The sequence below is a fragment of the Amycolatopsis viridis genome (assembly GCF_011758765.1).
Taxonomy (GTDB): Bacteria; Actinomycetota; Actinomycetes; order Mycobacteriales; family Pseudonocardiaceae; genus Amycolatopsis_E; species Amycolatopsis_E viridis.
Genome location: NZ_JAANOU010000001.1, coordinates 2,990,813 through 3,017,115, shown reverse-complemented (window position 1 = coordinate 3,017,115; position 26,303 = coordinate 2,990,813). Strand labels below are relative to the sequence as shown.

Genomic DNA, 26,303 nt, shown 5'->3' with positions numbered 1-26,303 from the left:
ATGCGAGCCGAGGTCTACTTCGATGTCTTGTGTCCCTGGTGCTACATCGGCAAGCGACGGCTCACCGCTGCACTGCGCGGCGCTCCCGGAACCGAGCTCCTCTGGCGCAGCCGCGAGCTCGACCCGGAGGGCTCGTCCGTTCCCGGGCCCACGGCCGCCGAAGTCATCAGCGCCCACCAGCCCGACCGCGCGCAGGCCGCCGCCCGCGTCGCCCGGATCCAGGCCCTGGGCGCCGCCGAGGGCCTGACGCTGAATCTGGACAAGGCCAGGCCGGTCAACTCCTTCGACGCCCATCGGCTGGTCCAGCTGGCTGCCTCGTGCGGGCTGGCCGATCAAGTCCTCGAACGACTCATGCACGGCTACCACACCGAAGGACGCAACATCGCCGACCCCGATGTGCTGGAGACCCTTGCCACCGAAGCCGGACTGGATCCCGCGCAGACCGACAAACTCCTGCACAGCGACGCGTTCGCCGACACCGTCCGCGCTGACGAACGCCGTGCTGACGAACGCGGCATCCGTGGCGTACCCACGCTCGTGGTCCAAACAGGCATACGGGCGTCGGCAATCCAGGATGTCGCGACGCTGACCAGGCTTCTGAGGGGCGAACGCTGAACGGCTGTGACCTCGTTCGGGTTGGACCGCGCACTACCGCACCGAACTGAAGATGGATCAGACCCCACGCATCGGCCACGTCAGCCCCATCGGTCCGCCAGCGCGGATTTCCCTCCGATGCTCGTCAACCCGCGGGATCGCCACCTCCACGACCCGGCAGCGGCTGAGGACCGCGACGACGACAGGCACGACCGTCGGCGCCGAGAGGCCGCCCGCGGACAGCGGAAGGCCCCCGTGGCGGGAGGACACGGGGGCCTTCGGTCGTGGGAGGGTCGCAGCGTTACGCCGACTTGGACGTACGCCGTCCCTTCAGCTCAGCGAGACGCTCGTTCAGCAGTTCCTCGAGCTCGGGAATGCTCCGCCGCTCGAGCAGCATGTCCCAGTGCGTACGCGGCGGCTTGACCTTCTTCTGCTCGGGCTGCGCACCATCGACGATCTCGGACTCGCTGCCGTGCAGGCGGCACTCCCACACCGAGGGGATCTCGGCGTCGTCGGAGAAGGGCACCTCGAACTCGTGGTTCTTCGGACACGCGTAACGCACCGTACGGCGCGGGGCCAGATCGTGATTGCGGTCGGTCTCGTAGCTGACCGCTCCCAGCCGGCTTCCACGGAGAACACGGTCGGCCATGATGACGTCCTTTCAGTCGGCTCCGGGTCTAGAGCCAGGGTGATGCTCACCCTATGCAACGGGTACTGGCAACTGGGAATTCCCACAGCGCCATGTCGTCGCTCACGATGAGCTGGCTCACCCCTCGGCAACAGCTTCCTCTGTTGAGAGGGAATTCGCGGCACGACGTGACGCGGATGGCTCGTTCTTCTGGGGATATTCCCCCATGCGGGGGAGCGGCTGGGCCGTTCAGGTCAGCCGCAGCTGGCCGTGCCGGGGTGTCGCGGGACCCAGATCACCCAGGCGGAAATGGCGGCGGCATAATACTTGATAACGGATCGTAGTCGATTCCGTCTCCGAGGGTGGTGAATTTTTCTTTTCAACTACCCCCGAAAAGGTATCCGCGACGGCCACCGTGTCCCCCTCACGGAGGACCTCGCCGTCAGCCACCCGGGCGTTGAACCGCCCCGGCACGCCGCACCAGCACAGCACCTCCACCTGGACCGGCTGCAGCTCGTCGGCCAGCTCGAACAACCGCCGCGCCCCGGGGAAGAGCCGGCTGCGGAAATCGGTGGCGATGCCGAAGCAGTACACGTCCAGCGCCACCTCGTCCGCCAGCTCGGCCAGCTGCTCGACCTGCGCCGGGGACAGGAACTGCGCCTCGTCCACGATCAAGTAGTCCAGGTGCCGCCCGGCGACCCACTCGCGGCGGATCAGCTGACGCAGGTCGGTGTCCTCGCCCACCTCGGTCGCCTGCCGCGTGATCCCGATCCGGCTGCTGATCCGCGGCTCGCCCGAGCGGTCGTGCCGGACCAGCAGCAACCCGCGCCGCCCTTGCCGCGCGTGGTTGTGGTCGATCTGCAACGCCAGCGTGGACTTCCCGCAGTCCATCGGGCCGTAGCAGAACCGCAGCCTGCCCCGCACCGGCGTGCCCGTCGCGCTGCGCGAGGGCAGCGGGGACAGCGCGTCGGTCGGGTCCGGGTCGGAATCACCAAGGGTGGTCACGACGGACGACCCTATCCAGCCACGACCGGAGCTCCCTTGATCGGGTGAAAACAGCGCAGGTCCGGCCACCCGCTGCCGATCACGGGGGAGTGGTGCGATTTGTCCGGTTCTCCGCGATCTTCCGCAGGTCCACCGGCGTGTCGCGGCGCTGGCTGACGGGTGGTGCATGTGATCCTGATGGGTTTGGTGTGAAAGTTGTGATCAATGAGGTGCCCACTTACCGTGCGGGCATGAGCAAGCACCGGTGGAGACCCTCGGTCCGCGCGGCAACCGGACTCGTCCTCGCGGCGCTCCTGGCGCTGGGGGTCCAGCTGGTCGCCGCCGCACCCGCCGGCGCCGACCCGAGCGCGGCGACCTGGCTGAAGCTGCGCATGTGCGAGTCCAGCAACCGCTACACGGTCAACACCGGCAACGGCTACTACGGCGCCTACCAGTTCGACCTGCCCACCTGGCGCAGCGTCGGCGGCCAGGGCCGCCCCGACCTCGCCAGCCCCGTCGAGCAGGACTACCGCGCGCTCTACCTCTACCGGATGCGCGGCTGGCAGCCCTGGGAGTGCGCCGGCATGCTCGGCCTGCGCGAGGACAAGGACGCCCGCAGCAAACGGGTGCCCACCTACGCCGAGAGCGCCTACATCGGCGGCGGCCACGCCCCGGCCCCGGTGCCCGTTGCGGCCCCCGCCTGGCCCGGCGCCGTCTACTCCTACGGCGACTGCGCCGAGGCGCTGAAGACCTTCCAGCTGCGCATGAACGCCTTCGGCTACGGCTTCACCGGCACCGGCTGCTACTACGACAAGACCCGCCAGGCCGTGCTCGACCTGCAACGCGCCAACGGCATCAACGACTCCGGGCGCCTGGGCCCCAAGACGTGGAAAGCCGCCTGGTCGGGCACCCGGCCACGCTGACGACGGCCGCTACTTGGTGGGCGGCCACGCGCCCCGCGCGGCCAGCACCTCGCGCAACACGTCCGGCCGGTCCGTCACGATGCCGTGCACGCCCAGGTCGAGCAGCCGTTCCATGTGTGCCCGGTCGTTGATCGTCCACGCGTGCACCTCGGCACCGGCACGCTCCGCGCTGCGCACGAACCGGGGGTCGATGACCGTCATCGCGCCCTGCCGGGACGGCACCTGGGCCATCTCACCCCGGTGCCGGAAGTTCCGCCGCACCCACGGCAGCCAGCCGCGAGCCCACAGCACCGCGGCCGAGCGCGGGCCCATCGACGTGATCAGCTTCGGCCCGGCCAGCTTGCGGATCGCCGCCAGCCGCGCGTCGGAGAACGCCGCCGCCGCAACCCGGTCGAAGGCGCCCATCCGCTCGATGGTGCGCACGAACGGCACGATCGCCCGGCTGGTCTTGACGTCGATGTTGAACCGGATCTCGGGGAGCTCCTCCAGGACGTCCTCCAGCCGGGGCACCGGGGTGCGGCCACCGATCTTGGCCTGCCGCACCGCTGACCACGTCTGCTTGGCGATCGGGCCGTGCCTGTCGGTGGTGCGGTCGAGCAGGGCGTCGTGGTGCACCACGACCACGCCGTCGGCCGTGGTGTGCACGTCGGTCTCCACGTAGGCGTAGCCCTCGGCGGCCGCACGCTGGAAGGACGGCAGCGAGTTCTCCAGCCCGTCGAGGTCGTCCAGGTGCCACCCGCGGTGGGCGAACGCGCGAGGCCGGGTGCCGCTCAGGTACGGGTGGTTGATCTGCACCCCACCAGTCTGCGGTATCGGCGTGGCCGCGGCACGAGTTCGGGATGGCCGGTTAGGGTCTGCTGCGTGAGCGCACAGGTGGACCAGATCGCAGCGTCCCGTGGCGTGCCGCCGCACCGGCGGGAGCGCGCCGTCCTGCACTGCGGGTGGTGTGGCCGGCGGATCGAGCAGGGCAGCACCGGCCGGCGACGGCGTTACTGCGGCCAGTCGTGCCGGCAACGGGCCTACGAACGGCGCCTCGCCGTCCAGCGCGGCGGCCTGCCCGAGGACGCCGTCGTGCTGTCCGACACCGAGCTGACCGCGCTGCAGGACCGCCTGTTCCAGCTGCGCTGCGCGGCCGAGGACGTGGTCACCGCCGCCGACGACGGAGCCGACGCCGGCGAGCTCCGCCGGATGGCCCTCGAACTGGCCGAGACCGCCCGCGAGCTGGAACGGCTGCGCTGACCCCCGCGCCGGCCATCGCGGCCGGTAGCGCCGGATGGCCTTTCCCGCCGGCCCGTGCCGCCGCAGCGGCCGGTGTGGCACGATTCCGCAGGTGACCGCTAGTTCCGCCGGAGCAGCGCGGCTGCGCGACCTCGCCCTGCTGCGCCGCGTCCGCGACCGCATCGACCGGGAGTACGCGCAGCCGCTGGACGTCGAAGCGCTCGCCCGCGGCGTGAACATGTCCGCCGGGCACCTCAGCCGGGAGTTCAAACGGGCCTTCGGCGAGTCGCCCTACTCCTACCTGATGACCCGCCGCATCGAACGGGCCATGGCACTGCTGCGCCGCGGCGACCTGAGCGTCACCGAGGTCTGCTTCGCCGTCGGCTCCTCGTCCCTGGGCACCTTCAGCACCCGCTTCACCGAACTGGTCGGCGTGCCGCCCAGCGCCTACCGCGCCCAGGCCGCGAACGCCACCGCCGGCATGCCGCCGTGCGTCGCGAAACAGGTCACCAGACCGATCAGGAATCGAGAAGCGTGGCCCCCCGGCCGGAAATAGTGTGAACCGCATGGACATCACCATTCACTCGAGCTTCCTGCCGCACAACGACCACGACACCGCCATCGCCTTCTACCGCGACGTCCTCGGCTTCGAGGTGCGCAACGACGTCGGCTTCAACGGCATGCACTGGATCACCGTCGGCCCGCCCGGCCAGAACACCTCCATCGTGCTGTACCCGCCGGAAGCCACACCCGGCCTGACCGACGACGAACGCAAGGCCATCACCGAGATGATGGCCAAGGGCACCTTCGGCTCGCTCCTGCTCGCCACCAAGGACCTCGACGGCACCTTCGAGCGGCTGCAGGCGACCGACGCCGAGGTCGTCCAGGAGCCGACCGAGCAGCCCTACGGGGTGCGCGACTGCGCCTTCCGCGACCCGGCGGGCAACATGATCCGCATCCAGGAACTGCGCTGACCCGCGACGCTGGTGGCGGCCCGCCCGCCGCCACCAGCGCCCGACCTGACAGGGAGACCCGATGACCAAGGCCGCGAAGGCCGGCACCCGGCCCGCGTCCCACGCCGCCGACAGCCACGATCTGATCCGCGTGCACGGCGCCCGCGAGAACAACCTCAAGGACGTCAGCGTCGAGCTGCCCAAGCGGCGCCTGACGGTGTTCACCGGCGTGTCGGGTTCGGGCAAGAGCTCACTGGTGTTCGGCACGATCGCGGCGGAGTCGCAGCGGCTGATCAACGAGACCTACAGCGCCTTCGTGCAGGGCTTCATGCCGACCCTCGGCAGGCCCGACGTCGACGTGCTCGACGGGCTGACCACCGCGATCATCGTCGACCAGGAACGCATGGGCGCCAACCCGCGGTCCACCGTCGGCACCGCCACCGACGCCAACGCGATGCTGCGCATCCTGTTCAGCCGCCTCGGCCAGCCGCACATCGGCTCGCCCCAGGCGTTCTCCTTCAACGTCGCCTCGATCAGCGGCGCGGGCGCCGTCACCACCGAACGCGGCGGCCGGACCGTGAAGTCGCGCCGGAGCTTCACCATCACCGGCGGCATGTGCCTGCGTTGCGAGGGCATGGGCCGGGTCTCCGACATCGACCTGACCCAGCTCTACGACGACAGCAAATCGCTCAACGACGGCGCGCTCAAGATCCCCGGCTACAGCATGGACGGCTGGTACGGCCGCATCTTCACCGGCTGCGGCTTCTTCGACCCGGACAAGCCGATCCGCAAGTTCACCAAGCGCGAACTGACCGACCTGCTCTACAAGGAACCCACCAAGATCAAGGTGGACGGCATCAACCTCACCTACGAGGGCCTGATCCCGAAGATCCAGAAGTCGATGCTGTCCAAGGACAAGGAAGCTCTGCAGCCGCACATCCGCGCCTTCGTCGAGCGCGCGGTCACCTTCGCCACCTGCCCCGAGTGCGCGGGTACCCGCCTCACCGCCGAGGCCCGCTCGTCCAAGATCGACGGCATCAGCATCGCCGACGCCTGCGCCATGCAGATCAGCGACCTCGCCGAATGGGTCAAGGGCCTGGACGAACCGTCCGTCGCCCCGCTGCTGGCGTCGCTGCAGCACACGCTCGACTCGTTCGTCGAGATCGGGCTCGGCTACCTCAGCCTGGACCGTCCCTCCGGGACACTCTCCGGCGGTGAGGCGCAGCGCACCAAGATGATCCGCCACCTCGGATCGTCGCTCACCGACGTGACCTACGTGTTCGACGAACCGAGCATCGGGCTGCACCCGCACGACATCCAGCGGATGAACAACTTGCTGCTGCAGCTGCGCGACAAGGGCAACACCGTCCTGGTCGTCGAGCACAAGCCGGAAACCATCGGGATCGCCGACCACGTCGTCGACCTCGGCCCCGGCGCGGGCAGCGGGGGCGGCCAGGTGGTGTACGAGGGGACGGTCGAGGGGCTGCGCGCCAGCGGCACCCTCACCGGACGGCACCTCGACGACCGCGCCACGCTCAAGCCGTCGGTGCGCACCCCGTCCGGGAAGCTGGAGATCCGGGGCGCGAACACCCACAACCTGCGCGACGTCGACGTGGACATCCCGCTCGGCGTGCTGGTCGTCGTCACCGGTGTGGCCGGTTCGGGCAAGAGCTCGCTGATCCACGGGTCGGTGTCGGGCCGGGACGGCGTGGTGACGGTCGACCAGGGCGCGATCAAGGGGTCGCGGCGCAGCAACCCGGCGACCTACACCGGGCTGCTCGAGCCGATCCGCAAGGCGTTCGCCAAGGCCAACGGCGTGAAGCCGGCGTTGTTCAGCGCGAACTCCGAGGGGGCCTGCCCGGCCTGCAACGGCGCCGGGGTCATCTACACCGACCTGGCGATGATGGCGGGCGTGGCCACCACCTGCGAGGAGTGCGAGGGCAAGCGGTTCCAGGCCGAGGTGCTGGAGTACAAGCTCGGCGGCCGGGACATCAGCGAGGTGCTCGCCATGCCGGTCGCCGAGGCACAGGCGTTCTTCGGTGACGGCGAGGCGAAGGTGCCGGCGGCCCACAAGATCCTCACCCATCTGGCGGACGTCGGGCTCGGGTACCTGACGCTGGGCCAGCCGCTGACGACGCTGTCCGGTGGTGAGCGGCAGCGGCTGAAGCTGGCCACCCACATGGGGGAGAAGGGCGGCGTGTACATCCTGGACGAGCCGACGACGGGTCTGCACCTAGCCGATGTCGAGCAGCTGCTGGCGTTGCTGGACCGGCTGGTGGACTCGGGCAAGTCGGTCATCGTGATCGAGCACCACCAAGCGGTGATGGCCCATGCGGACTGGATCATCGACCTCGGGCCTGGCGCCGGCCACGACGGCGGCCGGATCGTGTTCGAGGGAACACCGGCCGACCTGGTCTCCGCGCGCGCCACGCTGACCGGTGAGCACCTCGCCGCCTACGTCAGCTGAAACGTCACGTGACGTTTTCCGGGTGGTCCGGCGGGCCACCCGGAAACGGGCGATCGGGCGACCTCGCGTCGGTCGGCGGGCTGCTTTCCGCCGGCGCGGCGGCGCCATCGTGTCAGGAGCTGGGCCGGACGGGCGCTGGCCGTCGAACGGCCGGACGGTTTTACACGCTCCAGCAGCACAAGCACGCACCGTCGCCGCGCCAAACTGTGAGCTCGGCGCGGTGTTTCCAGCGGTTTCCCGAGATCCCAGGCACGCCGCCGGGCCGCCTGATCAATGCGCCGATAATGCACATTATGTCAAGTAGTGCGTCGTGCTACTCCTCGAAGCGGTTGGTGCCGCTGCCCTCCCGGCTCGCCCACGTGAAGTGTTCGGTGAGGCTCCACCGCCCGTCGGGCAGCCGGGTCACCTCGCCCGCCGACCGGCCGCTGTCGACGGTTCCGTCGGCCTGCACCTGCAGGTAGTGGAACTGGACCTGTGTGCCGTCGACGGTGCCGGCGAGCCAGCCGTCGGTGATCCCGCTGCCGCCGTAGCGCGCGGTGATCGCGTCACCGCGCTGCTCGAAGCAGAACACGGTGTCCGGGCCCAGGGCGGAGTTGTCCGCCGTCGCCACGGTGCGCAACACGACGCCGTCGAGGCCCTCGGTGCGCGACAGGCGATCGAGCACCTGCCGGACCTCCCCGGCCGCGGCCTCGGGCACACCGTAGTAGTCGAAGATCCCGCCACGGTCGCTGTCCTGCCCGCAGATCACGAACAGCCCGCTTCCGGTCGACGCCTTGACCCGGGACGCCAGCCAGCCGACGAACCCGCTGTCGTCGGCACCGCGTGGGAGCACCACGCGGAACACGGCGAACCGCTCCCCGTCCCCGGTGGCCGGGCAGAGCGCGCTCGACCGTCCCTCGTCGCGGATGAGCGCGATCGCGTCATCGCGGCGCGCCGCGTCGGCACCTTCGACGAAGGTCCACGCTCCGTCCAGCCACTCGATGGCAGACGTGCGGAACACCCTGCGCAGCCGGGCTTCGGTTTGGGCACCCGTTTCCCGGGAGATCGACACCATGAGTGGCAGCCTGGCACGAGGAGAACTAATGGGTCAACCCATTAGTTTGTTAGAGTCCGGAGCATGACCGAGCCACTGGCCCTGGCGTTCGCCAACACCCGGTCCTCCCGTGAGCGCGACCGCATCGCGACCCTCGAGCGGTTCCGGGCCTGGGCCCGGCCGTGGCCCGCCCTGGCGGGTTGCGCCGCCGAGCTGCGGTCGGACCATCTGCCGGACGTCCTCGCACACCGGGACGCCACCCAGCTCGTCCTGCACCGCATCGCGGCCGGCGAGCGGCCACCGGCGGAGGAACTCGACTTCGCCACCGGTCCCGGCCTCTCCCCTGCCGGCTTCCGGATACGGCCCGTCCCCGGCGGCGTCGCACTGGACGGGACCGGCCCGGAGGCCGTGCAGCACCTGCTCGGCCGGGCGCTCGTCGATTTCCTCCTCGGTCAGCAGGCCGAGCAGCTGCGACGGTGCCAGGGCGAGGGCTGCCACAAGGTCTTCGTCTCCACGCGCGCGCACCGCCGCTGGTGCGACAGCCGGATCTGCGGCAACCGCGCCCGGGTCGCCGCTCACGCCCGGCGTCACGGTTGAGCATCCGCCGAGCTTTCCGGCTCGAACCGAACCCGCTGATGCGGGGACGGTGGCTGACATCCACCACGCCCGTCAGCGGCGGATGAGGCCGAGATCGGTGGCGGTCGCCACGGCGGCGGTGCGCGACTCGACGCCGAGCTTGACGTAGATGCGGGCCAGATGAGACTTGACGGTGCCCTCGGTCAGATGGAGGCGTGCGCCGATCGCCTGGTTGGACAGGCCTTCGGCGACCAGGGCGAGGACTTCGATCTCGCGCCGGGTCAAGGCGGTGCCCGGGGTGCGCAGCCGGTTCATCAGCCGGTCCGCGACAGTGGGCGCCAGCGTGGTGCGCCCGGCCGCTGCGGTGCGCACGGCGGCGGCGAGGTCTTCGGGTGGGGCATCTTTGAGGAGATAGCCGGTGGCACCCGCTTCGATGGCGGGCAGGGTGTCGGCGTCCGAGTCGTAGGTGGTGACGACCAGCACCCTGGGTGCTCGCGGCAAGGCGGTTATCCGGGCGGTGGCTTCGGCACCGCCCATGCCCGCGCCGAACTGCAGATCCATCAACACGACGTCGATGTCGCCTCCGCCGGCGCGGGCGACGGCGTCCTCGGCGGTTGCGGCTTCGGCCACGACGACGAGGCCGGGCTCGGTCTCCAGCACGGCGCGCAGCCCGGCCCGTACGACGGGGTGATCGTCGGCCAGGAGCAGGCGAATGGGGGTGTCGGTCACGGCCGGGCCCCGGGTTCGGTCTCGGCCGGCGGGGTGAGTGGCAGCTGAGCGGCCAGGGCGGTGCCCCGGCCGGGGGCGGATTCGACGGTCAGCGTGCCTCCGAGTGCCTTCGCGCGGGCACGCATGGCCGCCAGTCCGAACCCGCCGGATTCCGGGTCGGGGGCGGGCAGGCGGTCGGGCTCGAAACCGCGTCCGTCGTCGACGACGTCGAGGGCGACGTGGTCGCCGAGGTAGCTGAGGGTGATCTCGGCGGTGGTGGCGCCGGCATGTCGGACGATGTTGGCCAACGCGGACTGGGCGATGCGCAGCAAGGCGGTCTCGTGCGCGGTGGCGAGCGGGGCGGGGTCGCCGGTGAGGTGGAAGCGTGTGGTGAGCCGGTGCCGGGTGCTGGTGGTGGCGCACACGCGTTCCAGCGCGCCGGCCAAGGTGGTGCCTTCCAGGGTGGGCGGGGTGAGGGCGGCGACGAAGCGGCGGGCCTCGGCGAGGTTGTCGATGGCGGCCTGCCGTGCCTGGTCCACGTGGCGGGCCGCGGTCTGCGGTGCCTGGGGCAGAGCCCGTTCCGCGGCGCGCAGCAGCAACTGGATGCTCGAGAGGCCCTGGGCGAGGGTGTCGTGGATTTCGCGGGCCAGGCGGTCGCGTTCGGCCAGGACACCGGCGGTGTGCTGGGCGGCAGCCAGCTCGGCGCGGGTGGCGGTGAGCTCCTCGATCAGCCTGCGGCGGTGTTCGCTCTCCCGGTACAGCGTTTGGTACCCCCACACCACCGCGACCGCCACCGCCGCGCCGAGCGCGGGACCCACGACCATGGCGGGACTGAAATCGTGCTGATGGGCGGCAAATCCCCCGATGGCCGCGAAGGCCGTCGCGATCACAGCCGCCAGACCGGCGCGCCACGGCAAGAGGTGCAGCTGCAGGAAGTACAGCGGGAAGGCCACCCACACGGCGTCGGGAGACAGCGCGAGCAGCACCAGCCAGCAGGCGCCGACGGCGGCCAGCCACAGCGCGGCGGCCCCCCGCGAGCGGCGGATGCCGGGCAGCGCCGGTCCGAACGAGTACATCACGCAGCACGCCGCCGACGCGGCGACGATCCACGCGGCATGCGGGCCGCCGGCGGAGACAGCCCGGCCGACGGCCAGCGCGAGCAGGCCGATGACCAGCAGGTGCAGGCACCAGGCGAGGGCCCGGCTGGTCGGGGTCAGGACAGGAGCAGCGGTGTTCACAGTGCGTTCCAGACTACGGAGACCGGCCCCCCGGGGCCTCTATCGGAAGTTGGAACCACGGTGCCACCTTCCGGCCCGCGAAGTGCGGTCCGGCGTCGGATGCGCGCACCGGGGGCCGGCGGCGACGGTGGGGTTGATACCGCTTCCCCACCGGAAAGGACAGGCCAAGGCTGTGTTCGTCGCCTGGAGAGACCTCAAATTCGCCAAAGGGCGCTTCGCCCTGATGGCGTCCGTCATCGTGCTGATCACGCTGCTGGTCGGGCTGCTGTCCGGACTGACGGCAGGACTGGGCCGGCAGAACGTCTCCGCGATCACCGACCTGCCCGCCGACAAGATCGCCTTCCAGGCGCCGGGCGGCGGGCAGGAGCTGTCGTATTCCAACTCCACCGTCACCGAGCGGCAGTGGCAACAGTGGTCCGCGGCGCCCGGTGTCGAGCACGCCGAGCCGCTGGGAATCACCACTACCAAGGCCACCGCCGGGGACAGGAGCACCGGGGTGTCGGCCTTCGGCGTCGGGCCCGGCTCCCGCCTGGCCCCGCACAGCGACAAGATCACCAGCAGCGCGACGGTGCTGTCCACCGCGGCCGCCGCCGACCTCGGCGTGCAGCCCGGCGACTCCCTCACGCTGTCCGGCCGGCAACTGGAGGTGGCCGCGGTCGGCGGCGACGGGCACTTCAGCCACCTCCCGGTGATCTGGACCAGTTTGGACACCTGGCAGAAGACCGCACCGCCCACCGGCAGCGAGCTGGGCCCGCGGGCCACCGTCATCGCCCTGCAGACCACCTCCCAGGCCGATACGGCGCTCACGGATCGCCAGGCCGGCACCACGACGGTCGCGACCGAGGACTCGCTGTCCGCAATCGGCTCCTACTCCTCCGAGAACGGCTCCTTGCAGCTGATGCGCGGCTTCCTGTTCGCCATCTCCGCCCTCGTCGTCGGGGCCTTCTTCACGGTCTGGACCATCCAGCGCAGCGGTGACGTCGCTGTCCTCAAGGCGCTCGGCGCCTCCACCGGGAGTCTCCTCAAGGACGCTCTCGGACAGGCCGTCGTCCTGCTCGTCGGGTGCGCCTCGGTCGGCACCGGCATCGCCGCCGCCGTGGGCGCGCTCGTGTCCGGCTCCGCCGTGCCGTTCCTCCTCGCCCCCGCCACCGTCGTGCTCCCGGCCGCGGTGATGGTCCTCCTCGGCGTTCTTGGAGCCGTCCTGTCGATTCGCCGGATCACCTCTGTCGACCCTCTGACCGCCCTGGGGAGCGTGCGATGAGCCTGCACCTGACCGGAATCACGCTCACCTACGCCGACGGCGAGGCTCGCCTGACCGCCTTGGACCAGGTCAGCCTGGAGGTCACCAAGGGCACTCTGACTGCCGTGGTCGGTCCCTCCGGGTCGGGCAAGTCCAGCCTCCTCGCGGTCGCCGCCACCCTGGTCACCCCCGACGCCGGTACCGTCACCATCGACGGCCGGACCACCACCGGTCTCAGCCGCGCCAAACTCGCCGAACTACGGCGCGACAAGATCGGCGTCGTCTTCCAGCAGCCCAACCTGCTGCCCTCACTCACCGCAGTCGAACAACTCCAGGTCATGGCCCAGATAGCCGGCCGCAACCCCCGCACCGCGCGGGACCGAGCGAGGGAACTTCTCGACGCGGTCGGCCTCGCGGACCAGGCCGGCCGCCGGCCGCACCAGCTCTCCGGCGGCCAGCGCCAGCGCGTCAACATCGCCCGCGCCCTGATGAACGACCCGACCGTCCTGCTGGTCGACGAGCCCACCAGTGCCCTCGACCACGAACGAGGCGCCGCCGTGATCGACCTGATCATCCGCCTCACCCACCAGCGGGCCACCGCCACTGTGCTGGTCACCCACGACCGCGGCCACCTGACGGCCGTCGACCAGGTCGCCGAAATCGGCGACGGGCGCCTCCAAGTGCCCGCCGGAGCCCGCTGATCTCCGTCACACCGCTGCGCAGCCGGGCAGGCGGTGGTGCGGCATCGGGCCGATGCCGCACCACCACGGCGCCCGGTCAGGCGGTCAGGTCGGCCACCGTGGGAGCGACCGTGCCGAACAGGTCGCCGATGGTCGTCAGCGCCGCGGTGTGCAGCGCGTCGGCGGCCACGGGCCTGCCGTCGGGTGCCGGGAGGGACCGCGTGGCGCTGGCCTCGGCGACGACGGTCGGCCGGTAGCCGAGGTTGAAGGCGCCCTGGGCGGTGAACAGAACGCACATGTTGGTCATGAACCCGGCCAGCACCAGGTCGGGGCCGGCGCCCAGGTCGCGCAGCACCTTCTCCAGGGTGGTGTCGTGGAAGGCGTTGGGGACCTGCTTGACCACCACCGGTTCCCCGTCGAGCGGGGCGACCTCGGGGCTGATCGCACCGATCTCGGCCCGGATGTCGTACGGGGTGCCGGGGCCGCCGTCGTTGACGATGTGGACGACCGGTGTGCCGACGGCGCGGGCGGCGGCGAGCAGCCGGGCACCGGCGGCGACGGCGGGTTCGGCTCCCTCGAGGGTCATCACACCCGTGCGGTAGGTGTTCTGGTAGTCGATCATGATGAGCGTGGCGTCGGCGAGGCGCGGCAGCTCGGTGCCGAGGCCGGAAACCTCGCGCAGGGTGGCGGAAACGGGCATGACGGAACTCCTGTTCGGTTGCGGGAAAACGGGACAGCACGGACGCGGCGGGTGCCGCGCCCTGGGGTGAACACCAGGTGTGTTCAGGCTGTGGTGCGGAAGCGGCGGCGGTAGGCCGCCGGGGTGGTGCCGATCTGCTTGCGCAGCGCCCGGTGCAGGGTTTCCACCGAGCCGAGCCCGCAGGCCGCGGCGATCTGGTCCAGCGGCTCGTCGGTGCTCTCCAGCAGGCGGCGGGCCGCCTCCACCCGTGCCGCTTCGACGTAGGCGGCCGGGGTGGTGCCGGTCTCGCGCCGGAACACGCGGGCGAAGTGCCGCTCGCTCAGGCACATGCGGGCAGCGAGCGCTGCGCTGGACAGGTCGTCGTCCAGGTGGTCAGCGATGAACATCCGCAGCTCGTCGATGTCCCGCCGCGTCGACGGCGGCCGGCTGAGCGGGACCGAGAACTGGCTCTGCCCGCCCTGCCGTTTGAGGTAGACGACCAGCTGGCGGGCCACGGCCAGGGCGACCTCCTCCCCCAGGTCCTCGGTCACCAGCGCCAGTGCGAGATCCATGCAGGCGCTGATCCCGGCGCCGGTCCACACGTTGCCGGACCGGACGAAGATCGGATCGGGGTCGACGCGCACGGACGGGTGGTCGGCGGCCAGTTGCGCCGCCGTGGACCAGTGGGTGGTCGCGGTGCGGCCGTCCAGCAGCCCGGCCGCGGCCAGCAGGTGCGCGCCCACGCACACCGAGGCGACCCGGCGGGCCAGTGGGGCGGCGGCCTTCACCCAGGTCACCACATCCTGGTCGATCCGGGCGACCGGCCCGTCCGGGTGCGGGTCCACCGCGCCCGGCACGATGAGCGTGTCGACCGCGCCGTCGACGTCGGCGAAGGCGAGGTCGGTCACCAGCCGCACCCCGGCCGAGGTGGTGACCGGTCCGGCCACCGGGCCGGCGAGCTGGACGCGGTAGCCCGCGGCGCCCCCGGTCTCCCGGTTGGCCAGCGCGAACACCTCGGCCGGGCCGGTGACGTCGAGGAGGTCGACGTCGGGGAAGACCGCGATCACGATGCGGCGGGTGAGGCTCATGCATCCATCGTGACTGCCGGAGCCGATGGCGGCAATGACCGGGTTCTTTCAAATCCGGACACCCGTCCCGCGGTGCCGCCCCAGGTAACATCCGGACCACTCCCGGCGGATGTCGAGAACGTGCCGCCGGCTCCGTCCCCGCGGTGACACCGGCCCACCCCCGGGCCGGGCCGCATCGAGGAGAACACGGAGATCACGATGGCCAAGTACCTGTTGCTCAAGCACTACCGCGGCGCGCCGGCTCCGGTCAACAACGTGCCGATGGACCAGTGGACCCGGGACGAGTTCTCGGCGCACGTGCAGTACATGCGCGACTTCGCCAACCGTCTGGAGGCGACCGGCGAGTTCGCCGGCGAGCTGGCGCTGGCACCGGAGGGCACCTGGGTCCGCTACGACGGCGAGGGCCGCCCGCCGGTCACCGACGGCCCGTTCGCCGAGACCAAGGACCTCATCGCGGGCTGGATGGTGATCGACGTCGACAGCTACGACCGCGCCCTCGAACTGGCCGGCGAGCTGTCCGCGGCACCGGGCGCGGACGGCAAGCCGATCCACGAATGGCTCGAACTGCGGCCCCTCCTGACCGAGCCGCCCACCGTCGGCGAATGACCACGCTGATGGACGAGACGCTGCTCCGCAGCCTCACGCCCGGAGTGCTCGGGATCCTCGTCCGCCGGGGAGCCGAGTTCGCGGCGGCCGAGGACGCCGTGCAGGACGCCCTGGTGGAGGCGCTGCGGGTGTGGCCGGCCGACCCGCCGCGTGACCCGAAAGGGTGGCTGGTCACCGTCGCGTGGCGGAAGTTCCTGGACGCCACCCGGGCGGAGGCCGCGCGACGGCGGCGGGAGGAGGCCGTCGCCGACGAGCCGGTGCCCGATGCTGTCGCGGTGGACGACACCCTGCACCTGTACTTCCTGTGCGCGCACCCGTCGCTGACGCCGTCGTCCGCGGTCGCGCTCACGCTGCGGGCCGTCGGCGGGCTCACCACCCGTCAGATCGCGCAGGCGTACCTGGTGCCCGAGGCGACGATGGCGCAGCGCATCAGCCGCGCCAAGCGGACCGTGTCCCGGGTGCGGTTCGACCAGCCGGGTGATGTGGCGACCGTGCTGCGGGTGCTGTACCTGGTGTTCAACGAGGGCTATTCCGGCGACGTCGACCTCGCGGCCGAGGCGATCCGGCTGACGCGGCAGCTGGCGGCCGTGATCGACCACCCGGAGGTGGCGGGGTTGCTCGCGCTGATGTTGCTCCACCACGCGCGGCGGGCGAGCCGGACCGCGGCCGACGGGAGCCTGGTGCCACTGGCCGAGCAGGACCGCGCCCGCTGGGACACGCGCCTGATCGCCGAGGGTGTCGAGATCCTGCAGGCGGCGCTCGCCCGGGACCAGCTGGGCGAGTTCCAGGCGCAGGCCGCGATCGCGGCCCTGCACGCCGACGCGCCGACCGCGGCCGAGACCGACTGGGTGCAGATCGTCGAGTGGTACGACGAGCTGGTGCGGCTGACCGGCAGCCCGGTCGTCCGGCTCAACCGTGCGGTGGCGGTCGGCGAGGCCGACGGCGCACGGGCCGGGCTCGCCGAGCTCGCCCAGCTCGACCCGGGCCTGCCGCGGTACCCGGCGGTGGCCGCGTACCTGCACGAACGGGACGGCGACCTGAGCCGGGCGGCCGTGCTCTACGCCGAGGCCGCGCGGCAGGCGCCGACGCTGGCCGAGCGCGACCACCTCGTGCGGCAGGCGGCCCGGCTCAACGCGCGCGGCTAGCTCTGCGGCTTGTTCTCCCACAGGCCCAGGACGTTGCCCTCGCTGTCGGTGAAGTACGCGTAGTAGCCCATGTCCGGGATTTCGGTGCGCCCCACCAGCTTCGACCCGCCGAGCCGTTCGATCTTTTCCAGTGCGGCGTCGATGCCGGGTACGTCGATCGTGAGCACCGGGTTCTTCGGGGCGGACTCGGCGCGGGTGAACATGCCGCCGTTGATGAACCCGGGTTCGGCGGGCATGCCCTGCTCCGAGGTGGGGCCCGTGGTGACGATGGTGTAGTCCATCTCGGGCATCACCATCACGTTCCACCCGAACGCCTCGCGGTAGAAGCCACGAGCGCGCTCGCCGTCGTCGAACGGGATCTCGAAGTGCACGATCTTGCCACTCATTCCCGCCTCCTGCGGTTGGCCGATGAGGGAACAACCGACGCTAGCCACGGGCCCTGAGCCGGGCCAGAGCATTTGGTCCCGCGGTCACCCGGTCAGGTCGTTTCGCCGGCACGGCCGGGTGTTGTGCCCGCCGTCGGTCGCCGGCCGGTCGACCATGGGACCGGACGTGACGACGGCGGGAAGGGACGAGCGCGATGGTGACCAAGCTCCGCAGCCGCCTGCGGCGCCTCCGCGAGCACCGTCCGGTGTGGCAGGACGCCGACGACCTGGACAACCTCGCCTTCGACGCGCCGCGGGAGAGCCTGGCCGGGCACCGGGACTGCCCGCTCGGCACGCAGTGCGAGGGCTGCGGCGCCGCCGATGATCTGCGCGTGGTCACGTCGGTGTTCTCCCGGACGGACGGCTACGACGTGGCGTGCGCGACGGTGTGCCCGCGGTGCGCGGGCCGTCCGTTCCTGTTCCTGCTGAGCGACTGGGAGCGGCAGCGCGCGTTCGACGCGCACAGCACGCATCTCCCCCGCGACGAGCGGATGTAGACGGGCCGGAAAGGATCGGCCCTCAACCCCGCGGAGGAGCGTTGCGGTGAGTCTTTCCAGATAAGCGGCGAGGAGAGGGCCATGACGTCGGATCAAGGCCCTCTCCGCACGGTCCTGGTGGCTCAGTTGCTCGTGGTGCCTGCTGCGCTGAGCGACGCCGGGTCCACGTCGGGCACAGCGAGCCTCGGGTTGTGGCCCGCCGCCACGACCCGCATGACGAATCCTGCGGCTTCCTCCAGTTGCCGGGCGCTGGCGAGCCCTCCGACCACGGCGGTCTGCCCGCCGAGGTCCCCGATCAGCGCCGCGGCGAGATCAAGGGCACTTTGCGCGTCACCGCAGATCGCCACGACCGGCGCCGTCTCCTTCGGTCCCACGTAGGGCCAGGAAGCTCCGGCGAACAGGTGGAGCGCCTTGACCACGGACGCTCCGGGCGCCGAGCGAGCCACGAGGTCAGCCGCCGAGCCGGACGCAGGCTTCAGTTCACCGGTCGCATAGTCCACCGCATTGGTGCAGTCGATCACGGTCTTGCCGGCCAAGGACCCCTGGGCACCTCCGACGAGAGAAACGGCCCCCTCGAGCCCTTCCCAGGCGATCGCGGCTACGACCACGTCGGCCCTGCCCGCGAAGTCGACGGGGTCGACGGCACTTGCCGCATCGCCCATCTGGGCGGCGGCCTCACTGGCGTGCAGCGGGTTGCGCCCGGTGACCAACAGCGAATGGCCGGCCAGCGCCCACGCGCGGCCAAGCGTCACGGCCAGGTTCCCGGTGCCCAAGATGCCCACGTTCACAACGATCTCCTTCGGGTAGGTGTCCTTGGGAACGCTACGAGCCAGGTTCCTACCGTTTGGTAGGCGACGTGTGCGAGACTCGGCTCGTGATCGATGGGTCCTGCCAAACCTTCGTTTCCGACTGCCATGTGCGCACGGCGATTGAGCTCATCAGGCACGCTTGGGACTCGGTCATCCTGTCGGCCCTCCGCATGGGGCCAACGCGACGTAACGAGCTACTCATCCGCGTCGCAGGGGTCAGCGACAAGGTCCTCACACAGGCGCTCCAACGCCTCGAAGCGTGCGGGCTCGTCACCAAAGCCCGCAATACAGAGCGACCGGCACCGCAGACCGGAGCGATCTACCAGCTCACCCCGCTCGGCGAGTCTTTCGCGAACGGGCCCCTGGCGCAGCTCGCGCAGTGGGCAGCCGACAACCAAGCAGAACTCACCGGCCCGTCAACAACGCCATAACGACCCGGGACTCGAGTACCGGGTCGTTATGGCGCCGACCTACGGTTCCTGTCGGAGCACCGGCCCGCACCGCCTGACCACCACCGACCCCAAGGACATCTGCCCGGAGACCGGCCGCGCCCGGGCCGCATCCTGCTCGCCCACGACGCCGACGGGCTCCGACTACACCAGCTCCGGCCCTCCTCGGCCACGCATCTCGGCGAGGCCAACGTCTCCGCCAACGTCGTCATGACGAAAGCGGGCACAGGTCCGTGCGGTCAGTCCGGCGCTACGTCAAACCTGGCCCCGCCGCCGTGCACGAGGCCACCGAGACGCTGTCCGGCCCACGTCGACGCGGCTGACCAGCAACTGCTGAAGTCCGCGGACCGCTTCTGGCGTATTCCGGTCCCACTCCTGGAACGTCAGGACGCCGCGCGGAACGCGACCCGGAACGCCCGCCGGTAGGCGCCAGGGGTGGTGCCGACGTGGGCGCGGAAGCGGCGGCGCAGGTTGACCGCGGAGACGAGGCCGACGCGGGCCGCGATGGCCTCCACCGGCAGCTCGGTCTCCTCCAGCAAGCCGCGGGCTTCGGCCACCCGGCGCGACAGCAGCCAGGCGCCGGGGCTGGTGCCGAGTTGTTCGGCGAAGCGCCGGGCCAGCGTGCGTGGCGAGACGTTGAGGTGCGCGGCCAGATCCGCGACCGACAACGGCGTGCCGAGGCGCTCGCCGGCCCACTCCAGCAGCCCGTCGAGGTCGTCCTCCGGCGGGGCGGGCGGCACGAACTGCGCCTGGCCGCCGTCGCGGTGCGGCGGCATGACCATGTGGCGCGCGATCAGGGCCGCGTACTCGGCGCCGTGGTCCTTGCGGACGAGGTGCAGGCACAGGTCGACGCCCGCCCCGGCACCGGCGCTGGTGGCGACGTCGCCGTGGTCGACGTAGAGCACGTCCAGCTCGACCTTGATCTGCGGGAACTCCCGCTGCAGCTGGTCGGCGCGCTCCCAGTGGGTGGTGGCGGAGCGGCCGTTGAGCAGCCCGGTGCGCGCGAGGGCGAACACGCCGGCGCAGATCGTGACGAGCCGCGCCCCGCGGGCGTGTGCGCGCAGCAGCGCGCGGCGCACTCGCCCGGACAGCGGTGCCTCCACCGGGGACCAGCCGGGGATGATGACGGTGTCGGCGTCCTCGAGCGCGGACAGCCCGCGGGACACGTGCATCGCGTAGCCGGCGGTGGTGGCCACCGGGCCGGGGTGCTCGGTGCAGACGTCGAACTGGTAGTGCTGCGGGATGCCGCGCCGCACCAGCCCGAAGACCTCGGAGGCGCAGCCGAGCTCGAACGTCGACTGGACGGGGCGCACCAGGGCCACCACGCGATGCATGGCAAGAAAGTACCCCATCGTGTCGTTCCTGGCGCTGGGACGGCCGGACCTGCCACGCCACAGTGTGGGTATGCATCCCGAAATCCTCGACCAGGAGGGCTACACCTCCGTCTCCGTCAGTGAAGCACCCGTCGTCGACGTGTTCCCCGGGATCCGGCTGCGTCCACTGTGGAAGGGCGTGAACGGTGCGCACGCCAACATCCTGGAGATGGACGCGGGCTCGTCCTGGCCGCGCCGCGACGTCCACGAACCCGGCCCGGAGGAGGTCTACGTGGTGTCGGGCGTGTTCAACGACGGCGCCCGCGACTACCCCGCCGGCACGTTCCTGCACGCCCCCGCCGGCACCTGGCACGTCCCCGCGACGAGCAGCGGCTGCACGCTGTTCCTCTTCTACCCGGAGGGGTAGGGGTTATCGTCGGGTGATGCCTCCGGAGTTCACCTACGCCGAGGTGGGCGGTACCCGCGGCGCACTGCCGGCGGGCTACCGCCACCTGCGGCGGCACCGCGTGCTCGGCCAGGGGCGGGACCGGTTCGAGGAGGCGGCAGCCGCGTTGCTGCACTGGGAGGTGCAGAAGCGCGCCGGGCTGCGGGTGGACACCGCGGCCGACACCGTCACCGAGGGCGCGGTCGCGCACCTGCGGCTGGGACCCCGCCCGCTGCGCATGACCGCGCCGGTCCGCGTCGTCTACGTGCTGGACGAGGACCGGCGGCGCGGATTCGGGTACGGGACGCTGCCGGGGCACCCCGAATCGGGCGAGGAAGCCTTCGTGGTGGAGCTCGGTCTTGCCGGGACCGTGACCTTCCGGATCACCGCCTTCTCGCGGCCGGCGTCGCTGCTGACCCGGCTGGCCGGGCCGGTGGCACACCTCGCCGAGGGTGTGATGACGAACCGCTACCTCCAGGCCCTGTGACCGGCGGTCCTCGGACGTCTGCGGTGCTACGGTGCGGCCGTGACGGAGCTGCGGCGTGGACCGGTAGTGCCCCAGGTGGCGGGCCTGCTGCGGCAGCGCCTGCGCCGCGGCGACTGGCGGCCCGGTGACCGGCTGCCCAACGAGGTGCGGCTGGCGGCCGAGTTCGGCGTGGGACGGTCGTCGGTGCGCGAGGCGGTCCGGTTGCTGGTTCAGGACGGCCTGCTGGACGTCCGCCACGGCTCCGGCACCTTCGTCGCCACCGGGGAGCCGCCCGCCACCCGTGATGTGCGGCAGCTGGTGCGCCGCGCCCGCCTGCTCGAGGTCTACGAGGTGCGCCGCGCGCTGGAGGTGGAGGCCGCCCGGCTCGCCGCCCAGCGGGTGCGGCCCGAGGACGTCGCGCGCCTGCGGGAGGACCTGCGGAAACGTCAGGACGAGCGGGACAGCGACCCGGCGGTGTTCGTCGACGCCGACCTCGCCTTCCACCGCGCGGTCGTCGAGCTGTCCGGCAACGCCCTGCTGCTGACCCTGTTCACCGCCGCGGAGCCGGTACTGCGGGAAATCCTCACCGACCTGGTGCGTCACGAAACCCACCTGCCGGACTCCTCCCCCGCCCACGCCGACCTCCTGGACGCGCTGGAACGGCGGGATCCCGACGCGGCCGTCGCCGCCACGGTCGCCAACCTCGACCCCGTCCTGTGCGGCGTCCGCACCGCCGTCACCCTCACCCCGCTCGGTCAGCCCGAGTGACCAGGCGGCCCACGACGGCCGTCGCGTCCAGCTCCGCCGAGCTCACGACCTGCGCGGCGAGCCCCGCGCCACTGGCGGCGCGCAGCAGCGCCGGCGCCTGGCGCTCGCTGGTCTCGACGAGCACCCACCCGCCCGGGGCGAGCCAGCCGGGCGCACCGGCCATCACCCGCCGCGCGAGGTCGAGCCCGTCGGCCCCGCCGTCCAGCGCCAGCCGGGGTTCGTGCAGCCGGGCTTCCGGCGGCATCAGCCCGACCGCGTCGCTGGGCACGTACGGGGCGTTGGCGACCAGGATGTCCACCCGGCCGCGCAGCTCCGCGGGCAACGCGTCGAAGAGGTCGCCTTCGTGGACCTCGCCGGGGATGTTGTGGCGGGCGCAGCGCACGGCCGCCGGGTCGAGGTCGGCGGCGTGCAGCTCGGCGAGGTCGGCTTCCGCGGCCAGCGCCGCGCCGACCGCCCCGGAGCCGCAGCACAGATCGACGGCGACCGCCCGGGCCGGGGCGAGCCGGGCCGCCTGCTCGACGAGCAGTTCGGTGCGCCGCCGGGGCACGAACACGCCGGGCTCGACGTGCACCCGCAGACCGCGGAACGCAGCCCAGCCCAGGACCTGCTCGAGGGGTTCGCCGTCGATCCGCCGGGCGGTGAGGGCCTCGAGCTCGGCGGGCGTGCGCGCGGCGGCCAGCAGGAGGCGGGCCTCGTCTTCGGCGAAGACGCAACCGGCGGCCCGCAGCCGGCCGGCGAGGATGGTTTCGGTGTCGGTGGACATGGAGCGCCTTTCACGGGGAGAACGGGCGCTCGGACCTCACCGGCAATCGGAGGCGAGCACCCGGATGACGACGGCGGAAACGGGACCCACCTCCTCTCCTCGGCGTGCCGGACATCGAGACCCTAGTGCACCGCCCGCAGGCGTCACCGCGGGCTGCGGATCTCCGGGCGGTCGATGATCCGCAGCCAGGTGCCGTCCGGTTGCCGTCGCGCCACCTGCACCCGGCCACCCGTGCCGTCCGCGGGACGGGTGGAAGTCAGGGCGAGGTCGCCGTGGTAGACGGTGGGCATCGGTTCCTCGGCGACGAACTCGCCCGCCTGCTCCAGCATCTGCTCGAGCACCTTCCGGATCGCGTCCCGGCCCACGGTCTGCGAACCGGGCGGGAACGCCAGCACGGCGTCCTCGGCGTAGAGCTCCGACAGCGCCTCGGCGTCGCGGGCGTTGGCGCGCTCGACGAACATCACGGCGAGGTCTTCCGGCTTGGTGGCCTTCTCGATCATGGTTGCTCTCCTTTCCAGCACGTCCAGGTTCGCCCAGCTCGAACGAGAAGTCCAAGAGCTGCTCGGTCTCGCCGCTAGAATCAGCGGTTATGGAACTGCGGCAGCTCGAGTACTTCGTGACCGTCGCCGAGGAAGGCAACTTCACGCGTGCCGCCGAACGCGTGCACGTGGCCCAGCCGGGGGTGTCGGCGCAGGTCCGCCGGCTGGAACGGGAGCTCGGCCATGAGCTGCTGGACCGGTCCGGGCGCACCGTGCGGCTGACCGAGGTCGGTGCCGCCGTCCTGCCCTACGCCCGCGCCGCGCTGGCCGCGGTCGCCGGGGCCCGGCTCGTGGCCGACGAGTTCCGCGGCCTGGTCCGGGGGCGGATCGCGTTCGGCATGGTCACCTCGCACAGCTTCGACGTGCCCGGCCTGCTCGCGGCGTTCCACGACGCCTACCCGGGCGTGGAGATCACGCTCGTCGAGGCCCGCTCCGAGCAGCTGACCGGCGACGTCCGCGGCGGCCGGCTCGACGCCGCCATCGCCAGCCTGGCCACCGGCGAGCAGCCACCCGGCCTGAACGTGCTGGTCCTCACCGACGAGGCGATCGTTGCGGCGGTCGGCCAGGACGACGAGTGGGCGGGGCGCGACAGCGTTCCGCTCGAGGCGCTGCGCGACCGCCGGCTGGTCAGCCTGCCACCCGGCACCGGGCTGCGGGCCCGCCTGGACGAAGCGTGCGCGGCGCGTGGCTTCGCGCCGCGGATCGGGTTCGAGGCCGGCCACCCCACCGTCCTCGGCGACCTCGCCGCCCGCGGGCTGGGTGTGGCGATCCTGCCGGCATCCGTGCCCGCCGGGCGGTCCGACCTGCACGCCGTCGCGATCACCGATCCGCCGCTGCGGGGCAGCCTGGCGCTGCTGTGGCGTGCCGACGGCCCGGTCAGCCCCGCGGCGCGGGTCTTCCTCAACCACGCGCGTGCCCGCCTGCGCTGACGCACGTGGCAAACCCGATCTCCCACCGCTGCAGTGGCTAGGGTGGGACGCGATGCCTGACCGGCACCCGCCTCGCCCGCCGGGGTGGACCGCCATCCGCCTGTGAGAGGACGCCCATGTTCACCGGCCTGTCCGCCTTCCCCCTCACCCCGGTCACCGGCGACAGTCTCGACACGGCCGCCTACGAGCGGCTCGTCGCGCGGCTCGCGGACGCCGGCGTGGATTCGATCGGCGCCCTCGGCTCCACCGGCGCCTCCCCGTACCTCACGCGGCAGCAACGGGCCGAGGCGGCGAAGATCGCCGTCGACGCGGCCGCCGGCACCCCGGTCCTGGCGGGCATCGGGGCGCTGGCCACGCGGGACGTGCTCGCGCTGGCCGAGGACGCCCAGAACGCGGGTGTCGCCGCGGTCCTGCTCGCACCGCTGAGCTACCAGGTCCTCGACGACGACGAGGTGTACGCACTCTACGAGGAGGTCACGCGCGAACTGTCGGTGCCGCTGTGCGTGTACGACAACCCGCGCACCACCCACTTCCGCTTCAGCGACGAGCTGCACGGCCGGATCGCCTGCCTGCCGGGCGTGGCGTCCATCAAGATCCCCGGTGTGCCCGCAGACCCGGCTGAGGCGACGGCCCGCATCGACCGGTTGCGGGCGCTGATCCCGGACACCGTGACCATCGGCGTCAGCGGTGACGCACTGGCCGCCACCGGGCTGGCCGCGGGCTGCGACGCCTGGTACTCCGCGGTCGCCGGGCTGTTCCCGCACATCGCGCAGGCGATCATGCGGGACCCGGGCGAGTCGGAGCGGCTGCAGCCGCTGTGGGACGTGTTCGCCCGCTACGGCACCATCCGCGTCCTCGCCGCCGCGGCCACCCGTGCCGGCCTCACCGGGAACCGGGTCCTGCCCCGTCCACTGCGTGAACTCGACGGGGACACGCTGCGCGAGGTCACCGCCACGCTGGCGGCGCTCGGCCTGTAGCCGCGTTACCGGCCCGCGCGCGCGTTGCGGCGCCGGCGCCGGCTGCGCCACGCGCTGGCGAGCCGCGAGTGCGGTTGCCACTCCAGGCCGTTGGGCAGGTTCCAGCCGAACTTGACCGCCGCGACCCGGAAGAGCAGCGCCCCGACGATCCCCGCAACGAGCCCCACCAGCGGCGCGCCCAGGTAGTTGCAGACCACCATGGTCGCCGCCACTGCGGCGGCCACCGTCCCATATAGGGCGTTGCCGCCGAACACGGCCGGCACCCGGCGCAGCAGGACGTCACGCAGGGCCCCGCCGCCGACCGCGGTGGTGGTGCCCAGCAGGATCGCCGGCAACCAGCCCAGGCCGGTGGCCAGCGTCTTCTGCGCCCCGGTCACCGCCCAGAACCCGATGACCGCCGCGTCCAGCGCGGTGAACAACTTGTCCCACGCGCTTTCGCTGATCGAGATCACGAACGACAGCAGCGCACCCGCCAGCGCCGTGGGCAGGTAGGCGTAGTCGGTCAGGGCGACGGGAGTGCCGTGCTGCAGCAGCGTGTCCCGGATGACCCCGCCGCCCAGGCCGGACACGCTGCCCACGACGAGGAACCCGAACAGGTCCAGCCGCTCGCTGCGGGCCACCGCGCCACCGAGGATCGCGCAGGCGAACACACCCGCCAGGTCGAGGTAGCGCGTGATCTGGTTGATCGTTTCGACCGCTGTCCCACTCGCCATACCGGGCACCTTAAACCGCCCGGGGACTCCGCAGTGGACGGACGATCAGGACACCGCGAGACAGTCGGCGCAGCGCGGAACCGCAGCCCCACCGGGCACGTGCTCGATCGCCGTCCAGATGCGGCGGCGCTCGCCGCAGCGCGCGATCCGGTAACCCAGGTACGGCTGCTCATCGGCGAACAGGTGCGCTCGCCGCTCGTCGGCAAAGGGCGCCGGCACGTCGGGCACGAACCACGGCAGCGCCTCGAAGAGGCTGAGCTGATCCTTCGCCCGCACCCGTCACCCCCGTCCACGGTCCTGCCCGGACGTTACCCGCAGCGTACGACGGATGCCGGGCACCGGCGCGCGGCCGGCCGCCGGCGATCAGGCACGGCTTGCGGCCCACGCGGTCGCGCAGCCGCGCGAACACCCGCTCGGTCCCGCGAGCCCGTACCCCCGGTGCGATCGGCG

General features: G+C 71.9%; 33 protein-coding genes. 18 read left to right on the top strand and 15 right to left on the bottom strand.

Going from position 1 to position 26,303, the window contains the following annotated elements:
* The gene (locus FHX46_RS14950; protein WP_167114744.1) at positions 1-615 is read left to right on the top strand and encodes a DsbA family oxidoreductase; all 615 of its coding nucleotides are present in this window, start codon (positions 1-3) and stop codon (positions 613-615) included.
* A gap of 280 nt (positions 616-895) precedes the next feature.
* Here the strand turns inward: FHX46_RS14950 and FHX46_RS14945 are convergent, their stop codons facing one another.
* Complete coding sequence (locus FHX46_RS14945; protein WP_017982421.1) at positions 896-1,243, bottom strand: RNA polymerase-binding protein RbpA; 348 nt, start codon at positions 1,241-1,243, stop codon at positions 896-898.
* Between the two features lie 228 nt (positions 1,244-1,471).
* Entirely contained in the window at positions 1,472-2,227 is a 756-nt protein-coding gene (locus tag FHX46_RS14940; RefSeq protein ID WP_167114741.1) for a thymidine kinase, read from the bottom strand.
* 230 nt (positions 2,228-2,457) lie between these two features.
* Here FHX46_RS14940 and FHX46_RS14935 point away from each other — a divergent pair, with 230 nt between their 5' ends.
* Entirely contained in the window at positions 2,458-3,129 is a 672-nt protein-coding gene (locus tag FHX46_RS14935; RefSeq protein WP_167114738.1) for a transglycosylase family protein, read from the top strand.
* 9 nt (positions 3,130-3,138) lie between these two features.
* On the opposite strand, the gene FHX46_RS14930 is transcribed toward FHX46_RS14935, so the two are convergent.
* Positions 3,139-3,924: a glycerophosphodiester phosphodiesterase gene (locus tag FHX46_RS14930; RefSeq protein WP_167114735.1), complete on the bottom strand. Its 786-nt coding sequence runs from the start codon at positions 3,922-3,924 to the stop codon at positions 3,139-3,141.
* Positions 3,925-3,990: 66 nt separating this feature from the next.
* On the opposite strand from FHX46_RS14930, the gene FHX46_RS14925 reads away from it, so the two are divergent.
* The 4 genes from FHX46_RS14925 to FHX46_RS14910 all read left to right on the top strand — a co-directional run bounded on the left by FHX46_RS14925 (position 3,991) and on the right by FHX46_RS14910 (position 7,767).
* Positions 3,991-4,368: a hypothetical protein gene (locus FHX46_RS14925; RefSeq protein ID WP_390622622.1), complete on the top strand. Its 378-nt coding sequence runs from the start codon at positions 3,991-3,993 to the stop codon at positions 4,366-4,368.
* Between the two features lie 91 nt (positions 4,369-4,459).
* Positions 4,460-4,903 carry a helix-turn-helix transcriptional regulator gene (locus FHX46_RS14920; RefSeq protein WP_167114732.1) on the top strand — a complete coding sequence of 148 codons (444 nt, stop codon included), beginning with the start codon at positions 4,460-4,462 and terminating at the stop codon, positions 4,901-4,903.
* A gap of 10 nt (positions 4,904-4,913) precedes the next feature.
* Entirely contained in the window at positions 4,914-5,321 is a 408-nt protein-coding gene (locus FHX46_RS14915) for a VOC family protein (RefSeq protein ID WP_167114730.1), read from the top strand.
* A 61-nt stretch (positions 5,322-5,382) separates the two neighbouring features.
* A complete protein-coding gene (locus tag FHX46_RS14910; RefSeq protein WP_167114727.1) occupies positions 5,383-7,767 on the top strand; it encodes an ATP-binding cassette domain-containing protein in 2,385 nt (794 codons plus the stop codon).
* Positions 7,768-8,080: 313 nt separating this feature from the next.
* On the opposite strand, the gene FHX46_RS14905 is transcribed toward FHX46_RS14910, so the two are convergent.
* Positions 8,081-8,821, bottom strand: coding sequence for a DUF6196 family protein (locus FHX46_RS14905; RefSeq protein ID WP_167114724.1), 741 nt, complete (start codon positions 8,819-8,821; stop codon positions 8,081-8,083).
* Positions 8,822-8,884: 63 nt separating this feature from the next.
* Between FHX46_RS14905 and FHX46_RS28250 the strand changes: the two genes are divergently transcribed.
* The gene (locus tag FHX46_RS28250; RefSeq protein WP_208400156.1) at positions 8,885-9,397 is read left to right on the top strand and encodes a CGNR zinc finger domain-containing protein; all 513 of its coding nucleotides are present in this window, start codon (positions 8,885-8,887) and stop codon (positions 9,395-9,397) included.
* A 72-nt stretch (positions 9,398-9,469) separates the two neighbouring features.
* Here the strand turns inward: FHX46_RS28250 and FHX46_RS14895 are convergent, their stop codons facing one another.
* Together FHX46_RS14895 and FHX46_RS14890 are read right to left on the bottom strand one after the other, a co-directional pair.
* Positions 9,470-10,105, bottom strand: a complete 636-nt coding sequence (locus tag FHX46_RS14895; protein ID WP_167114721.1) for a response regulator — start codon at positions 10,103-10,105, stop codon at positions 9,470-9,472.
* Positions 10,102-11,322, bottom strand: coding sequence for a sensor histidine kinase (locus FHX46_RS14890; protein ID WP_167114719.1), 1,221 nt, complete (start codon positions 11,320-11,322; stop codon positions 10,102-10,104). Before FHX46_RS14890 ends, FHX46_RS14895 begins: the two co-directional genes overlap by 4 nt.
* Before the next feature lie 172 nt (positions 11,323-11,494).
* Here FHX46_RS14890 and FHX46_RS14885 point away from each other — a divergent pair, with 172 nt between their 5' ends.
* Together FHX46_RS14885 and FHX46_RS14880 are read left to right on the top strand one after the other, a co-directional pair.
* Positions 11,495-12,583, top strand: a complete 1,089-nt coding sequence (locus FHX46_RS14885) for an ABC transporter permease (RefSeq protein WP_167114716.1) — start codon at positions 11,495-11,497, stop codon at positions 12,581-12,583.
* Complete coding sequence (locus FHX46_RS14880) at positions 12,580-13,263, top strand: ABC transporter ATP-binding protein (protein WP_167114713.1); 684 nt, start codon at positions 12,580-12,582, stop codon at positions 13,261-13,263. Before FHX46_RS14885 ends, FHX46_RS14880 begins: the two co-directional genes overlap by 4 nt.
* Before the next feature lie 76 nt (positions 13,264-13,339).
* Here the strand turns inward: FHX46_RS14880 and FHX46_RS14875 are convergent, their stop codons facing one another.
* Together FHX46_RS14875 and FHX46_RS14870 are read right to left on the bottom strand one after the other, a co-directional pair.
* The gene (locus tag FHX46_RS14875; protein ID WP_167114710.1) at positions 13,340-13,942 is read right to left on the bottom strand and encodes an isochorismatase family protein; all 603 of its coding nucleotides are present in this window, start codon (positions 13,940-13,942) and stop codon (positions 13,340-13,342) included.
* 83 nt (positions 13,943-14,025) lie between these two features.
* A complete protein-coding gene (locus FHX46_RS14870; RefSeq protein WP_167114707.1) occupies positions 14,026-15,009 on the bottom strand; it encodes a GlxA family transcriptional regulator in 984 nt (327 codons plus the stop codon).
* Between the two features lie 198 nt (positions 15,010-15,207).
* On the opposite strand from FHX46_RS14870, the gene FHX46_RS14865 reads away from it, so the two are divergent.
* Positions 15,208-15,615 (top strand): YciI family protein, encoded by a 408-nt coding sequence (locus tag FHX46_RS14865; RefSeq protein WP_167114705.1) that lies wholly within the window; start codon positions 15,208-15,210, stop codon positions 15,613-15,615.
* A gap of 8 nt (positions 15,616-15,623) precedes the next feature.
* Positions 15,624-16,760, top strand: coding sequence for an RNA polymerase sigma factor (locus FHX46_RS14860; RefSeq protein WP_167121474.1), 1,137 nt, complete (start codon positions 15,624-15,626; stop codon positions 16,758-16,760).
* On the opposite strand, the gene FHX46_RS14855 is transcribed toward FHX46_RS14860, so the two are convergent.
* Positions 16,757-17,146: a VOC family protein gene (locus FHX46_RS14855; protein ID WP_167114701.1), complete on the bottom strand. Its 390-nt coding sequence runs from the start codon at positions 17,144-17,146 to the stop codon at positions 16,757-16,759. The two genes, FHX46_RS14860 and FHX46_RS14855, sit on opposite strands and share 4 nt — an antisense overlap.
* Before the next feature lie 194 nt (positions 17,147-17,340).
* On the opposite strand from FHX46_RS14855, the gene FHX46_RS14850 reads away from it, so the two are divergent.
* On the top strand, positions 17,341-17,682 hold the full coding sequence (locus tag FHX46_RS14850; RefSeq protein WP_167114699.1) for a hypothetical protein: 342 nt from the start codon (positions 17,341-17,343) through the stop codon (positions 17,680-17,682).
* Positions 17,683-17,804: 122 nt separating this feature from the next.
* Here the strand turns inward: FHX46_RS14850 and FHX46_RS14845 are convergent, their stop codons facing one another.
* On the bottom strand, positions 17,805-18,470 hold the full coding sequence (locus FHX46_RS14845; protein WP_167114696.1) for an NADPH-dependent F420 reductase: 666 nt from the start codon (positions 18,468-18,470) through the stop codon (positions 17,805-17,807).
* A gap of 86 nt (positions 18,471-18,556) precedes the next feature.
* On the opposite strand from FHX46_RS14845, the gene FHX46_RS14840 reads away from it, so the two are divergent.
* Positions 18,557-18,922, top strand: a complete 366-nt coding sequence (locus FHX46_RS14840) for a winged helix-turn-helix transcriptional regulator (protein WP_167114693.1) — start codon at positions 18,557-18,559, stop codon at positions 18,920-18,922.
* A gap of 401 nt (positions 18,923-19,323) precedes the next feature.
* Here FHX46_RS14840 and FHX46_RS14835 read toward each other — a convergent pair whose 3' ends face one another.
* Positions 19,324-20,274 carry a GlxA family transcriptional regulator gene (locus FHX46_RS14835; RefSeq protein WP_167114690.1) on the bottom strand — a complete coding sequence of 317 codons (951 nt, stop codon included), beginning with the start codon at positions 20,272-20,274 and terminating at the stop codon, positions 19,324-19,326.
* Positions 20,275-20,344: 70 nt separating this feature from the next.
* Here FHX46_RS14835 and FHX46_RS14830 point away from each other — a divergent pair, with 70 nt between their 5' ends.
* Genes FHX46_RS14830 through FHX46_RS14820 form a run of 3 tightly spaced genes read left to right on the top strand, consistent with a single transcriptional unit; the run spans position 20,345 to position 21,932 of the window.
* A complete protein-coding gene (locus tag FHX46_RS14830) occupies positions 20,345-20,680 on the top strand; it encodes a cupin domain-containing protein (protein ID WP_167114687.1) in 336 nt (111 codons plus the stop codon).
* Between the two features lie 16 nt (positions 20,681-20,696).
* On the top strand, positions 20,697-21,185 hold the full coding sequence (locus tag FHX46_RS14825; protein ID WP_167114684.1) for a DUF1990 family protein: 489 nt from the start codon (positions 20,697-20,699) through the stop codon (positions 21,183-21,185).
* Between the two features lie 39 nt (positions 21,186-21,224).
* A complete protein-coding gene (locus tag FHX46_RS14820) occupies positions 21,225-21,932 on the top strand; it encodes a FadR/GntR family transcriptional regulator (RefSeq protein ID WP_167114681.1) in 708 nt (235 codons plus the stop codon).
* On the opposite strand, the gene FHX46_RS14815 is transcribed toward FHX46_RS14820, so the two are convergent.
* Complete coding sequence (locus FHX46_RS14815) at positions 21,907-22,695, bottom strand: putative protein N(5)-glutamine methyltransferase (protein ID WP_167114678.1); 789 nt, start codon at positions 22,693-22,695, stop codon at positions 21,907-21,909. The two genes, FHX46_RS14820 and FHX46_RS14815, sit on opposite strands and share 26 nt — an antisense overlap.
* A gap of 143 nt (positions 22,696-22,838) precedes the next feature.
* Complete coding sequence (locus tag FHX46_RS14810) at positions 22,839-23,195, bottom strand: YybH family protein (RefSeq protein WP_167114675.1); 357 nt, start codon at positions 23,193-23,195, stop codon at positions 22,839-22,841.
* A gap of 89 nt (positions 23,196-23,284) precedes the next feature.
* On the opposite strand from FHX46_RS14810, the gene FHX46_RS14805 reads away from it, so the two are divergent.
* The gene (locus tag FHX46_RS14805) at positions 23,285-24,163 is read left to right on the top strand and encodes a LysR family transcriptional regulator (RefSeq protein ID WP_167114672.1); all 879 of its coding nucleotides are present in this window, start codon (positions 23,285-23,287) and stop codon (positions 24,161-24,163) included.
* A 116-nt stretch (positions 24,164-24,279) separates the two neighbouring features.
* Entirely contained in the window at positions 24,280-25,140 is an 861-nt protein-coding gene (locus FHX46_RS14800) for a dihydrodipicolinate synthase family protein (protein ID WP_167114669.1), read from the top strand.
* A gap of 5 nt (positions 25,141-25,145) precedes the next feature.
* Here the strand turns inward: FHX46_RS14800 and FHX46_RS14795 are convergent, their stop codons facing one another.
* A complete protein-coding gene (locus FHX46_RS14795; protein ID WP_167114666.1) occupies positions 25,146-25,853 on the bottom strand; it encodes a trimeric intracellular cation channel family protein in 708 nt (235 codons plus the stop codon).
* A gap of 45 nt (positions 25,854-25,898) precedes the next feature.
* A complete protein-coding gene (locus FHX46_RS14790) occupies positions 25,899-26,129 on the bottom strand; it encodes a hypothetical protein (RefSeq protein ID WP_167096297.1) in 231 nt (76 codons plus the stop codon).
* Positions 26,130-26,303: the final 174 nt, after the last annotated feature.